Annotated in this window: 1 protein-coding gene and 1 pseudogene; both read right to left on the bottom strand. The window is 65.5% G+C overall.

The genetic code is table 11. The features are described from left to right. Positions 1-2,909 (bottom strand): metallophosphoesterase (locus tag AC5RW2_RS41090; RefSeq protein WP_494075299.1); only part of this gene is annotated, 2,909 nt, incomplete at its 3' end. A 775-nt stretch (positions 2,910-3,684) separates the two neighbouring features. Continuing rightward, a pseudogene (locus tag AC5RW2_RS41085) lies at positions 3,685-3,928 on the bottom strand (RNA polymerase subunit sigma-24); the annotation flags it as partial.

Here is a 3,928-nt window from a genome sequence, read left to right as displayed (position 1 = left end):
CCAGCCAGCCGGTACAGGAACGCTGCCATCGCATCCCGGTTTATGGGCTCATAGGGGCGGAAGGTGCGGGTGCCGTCGGGCTCGGTCCAGCCGGTGGAAATGCCCTGTTCGGCCAGCCAGGCGATCTCCTTGTAGTACATGTTCCCGACCGTCACGTCCCGGAACGGGCTCTCCGCCGGGGCGGTGTAGTCCGGTTCGCCGGCCATGCGGTAGAGGAAGGCGGCCATCGCGTCACGGGCCACCGGGGTCACCGGGCGGAAGAACCGGGTGCCGTCGGCCTCAAGCCAGCCGGTGGAGATCCCCCGTTCAGCCAGCCAGGAAATCTCCTTGTAAAAGACGTTCCCGGTGACCACATCCGGGAACAGGCTCTCCGCCGGCGGGGTGTACTCAGGCGACGGCTCGCCGGCCGGGTCAGCGCGGAAGACAATGTTCAGCTTCGGAGCCATCGCAGGTTCACCGTCGGCCGACTCCGCACTGCGCTGGCCCGTACCGGAGAGCAGCAGGGACAGGGCGTTGCCTTCGGCCCAGCCATCACGGTCCACGACCTCCTGGATGATGGCGGACAGGTCCGCGCTGCGCTGGTCCGCGCCTGACTCGTGCTCGACGAGCCACGGCTCGATGTCCGCCCACGCAGCGGTCGCCTCGGTCAGCTCACGGTTGGCCAGATCGAAGGCGGTATCGCTGAATGCGGCGGACGAGTCGGTCGCTTCGCCGGCGATGCTGACGTTGAACGGATCGACGTTCTTGTCCTGCTCATCGGTGGTGAACTGCACGCGGGCGGAGAGGATCTCGGCGCCGGCCGGGATCTGCAGCCCGGCGTAGCGCAGTCCGATGATCTGGGGTTCTTTTTCGTCCACGATTTCCAGGTCGGAAGAACCATGGTCCATCTTCCCGGACACGGTGTACTGTTCGACGTCGTCGCGCGCCTCCTGGATGGTGGCGGTCAGTTCGGTGGCGTCGTCCATAGTGTAGGTGACCATCAGCTTCGGAGCTTCCTCGCCGGTGCCGCCTTCGTAGGCCTCGGCGGTGCGGGTGCCGGTACCGGAAAGCTTGAAGGCCATGGCTGCGCCGCTGGCCCAGTCCGCACGGTTCACCACAGACTGCACCAGGCTGGTCAGGTCAGGGGTGCGCTGCGCTTCTCCGGCTTCGCCGGCGGTGGTCCACTGCGGGATGTCCGTCCAGGAAACGGTCCCATCCAGGTACTCACGGTTGGAAACGCTGTTCGCATCCTCGGTGTAGCGGACGGCATGGCCGGTGTTCTCCTGGGAGATCGTGACGTTGAACGGGTCAGCGTTCTTGTCCGGCTCATCGGTGGTGAACTGCAGGTAGGCGCCGGTGATGGTGGCGCCTGTCGGGATGGACACCTGGTCGAAGCGGATGCCGATGTTCTGCGTCTCCGGATCGGTCTCGCCCGGGGACTCCTGGGTGATCTCCAAGTCGGAAGAGTCCAGGTAGATCTCTCCGTTGGAGACGTACTCCTCGGCGTCGTCATTGGCGGACAGCACACGGGCTTCGACCGTGACCTCGCCGGTCTCCGGGTCCGCCACGTTCTCCACCGGCTCGTCCACTGCACTGGCACCTTCGAACACGGTCTGTGCCGGATAATCAGGGACCGGGTTCGGTGTGACACCCTCCGGGGCGCGGGTCAGCGTGACGTCGTCCAGGACGGTGCCGTCGGTCTGGCGGGTGGTGACACGGATGGAGTCGCCGTCCGCTTCCAGATGCGAGTAGGACGTCTGGCGGTTCTGGCTCTCCACGGCGTTGAACGTGAAGTCGATGTTCTCCTGGATCGTGTAGTACTTCGAGCCGGTGGAGGAGTTCATGGTCAGGTAGAGCACCTCGCCGTCCTGCTTGGCCAGCTCGGCCGGTGCGCTCAGGTCGCCCACGGGGTGGCCCTGGTTCAGCAGGTGCGAGCGGGTGTACACATGGTCGTGGCCGGAGAGGACCAGGTCGAAGTTCAGCTCGGACATCAGCTGCGGCATCCACTCGCGGCGGGACTCGATGTCTCCGTCGGTGGCATGCGAGGCAGTGGAGTACGGCGCGTGGTGCCAGGTGGCGACCTTCCAGTCAACGCCAGCACCGTGCTCCGCGACAATCTGCCGCACCCAGTCGGAGTGCGCCGCGGGGTCCTGCTCGTTGGAGTTGATCGACACGAACAGCACGTTGTTCTGGATGTACCAGTAGTTGCCCAGGCCGGCGTCCCAGCCGGCCAGGTCATGCTCGTTCGGCATGTTGAAGTGCTCGGAGTAGGAGACGGAACCGTCATCGTGGTTGCCGATGTTGGTGGCCAGGGCGTGCTGGCGCAGCTGCTCGGGAGCCAGGTAGTCGTCGTACTGGGAGTCCGAGTCGTGGTCGTCCACCTGGTCGCCCACGGAGAGCAGGAAGTCCGGGTTGGGAACCGTGTGGAGCGACTTGTCCAGAGTGTCCTGCCAGGCCCCCGCATCGCTGGGGACACCGCCGCCGGAGCCGATCTGTGTGTCGCCGTACACCAGCACGTCCAGCTTGTCATCCGACTGGACCGCGAACTCTTGCGCTTCCGACCAGCCCAGCTCATCGGACCCGACCTGCCAGATGTAGGTGGCTCCGGGGACGAGGCCCGTGACGGAGGCCTGTTGCCAGCCCAAGCCGGGCTGGTCGTTCGCGGCACCGGATTCGGCGGCGTCCAGGAGCTGGGTGGTGTCGGCTTCGGCGCCCTTGACGGACAGCTTGACCTGCTGGTCGCCGTCGACATTCGAGTACCAGACGAAGTTGCGGTCGTTTTCAGTGGCGCCGATGTTCAGCACCAGGTGGGAGTACGAGGCCGCTGCCGGATCAGCAATCGGGGCGGCGACCGCAGGCATGCCGCCGAGCAGCATGGACAGGCCGACGGCGCCAGCCGCCAGCGGTGCGAGGGTTTTGCGATTATCCATTTATTTTGTTTTTCTTTCCCCGGGAAGGTCCGTCTGGAGGCGCCAAGACTTGGAACCCCAGACGGTCAGAGCTGAGTGGAGACGGAGGCGCACCATTGGCTGCCCCGCAGCAACCCTAGGAATCCCGAATGGCCGGTTCACCGCCGCTAACTGAACCCCGGGTGAACCCTCGTCCACGGCGAGGTGGACCGGCCCTCGAGCCCGCGCCAACCCCTTGACCGGAGGGATGGGCTGTGGTGACTTAGCCAGAGGGCCGATCTTTTCGGCGGCTCAAGGCCCCGATAATGGGAAGACTGCATCCGGTTCCCTCCGTCTCCCGTTAGGGAACGGGTCTAGGGCTGCCGGCTCATCCAGACGGCATGCCCCAGGGATGCAGCGGCCGTCAGGACGATGCTCACGCCCAGACCGAGGGCGTCGCATAAGCCGGTCCCTCCAACGGGACAGTGCCGAGGCTTTCACGGTTCGGGAAACGGACCGATGATCTCGGTTGGAACGGCCTGGAGCAGTGCACGTCGAAGTTTCCTGCTGTTTTCCATTAATCGACGTCGAGTTCGGTGCTTCGTCCCCGCTTGTCCATCAGGGCGATACTCCACAGCTGCGGTCTCCTACAAGGACCACGTCTACAAGGACCACGTCGGCAAGCCTGATTTCCTTTTCTTTGGCTGCCCGATGTTTCACGCGGTGTGTGTTGATGAGCTCCTGGGTGGCCTTCGTGGATTTGTTTTCCCATACCTGCTGTCGCGCGGGTAACTGTCTATCCCCGTTGAGCGGCCACTCAACCGCGCAGCTTTGCGTTGAGCCGTGCGGCCTGTCGCGTGAGGTGGTCGCGTTCGGGGAGGCTGGGCGCTGATCGGGCGGCTTCGGTGTAGAGCCGTGCTGCGGTCACAGGGTCACCGGCACGCTCGTGTAGGTACGCCGCGGCGGCGGCGAGGCGGGGCAGGGAGGGCTCGAGACCCGCCAGGGCGGCCAAGCCGGCCCGCGGGCCGTCGGCCTCGCCGACCGCGACGGCGCGGTTGAGG

Source organism: Arthrobacter sp. B0316-1-20, from assembly GCF_059091865.1.
This window is presented reverse-complemented; position numbering and strand designations above follow the sequence as displayed.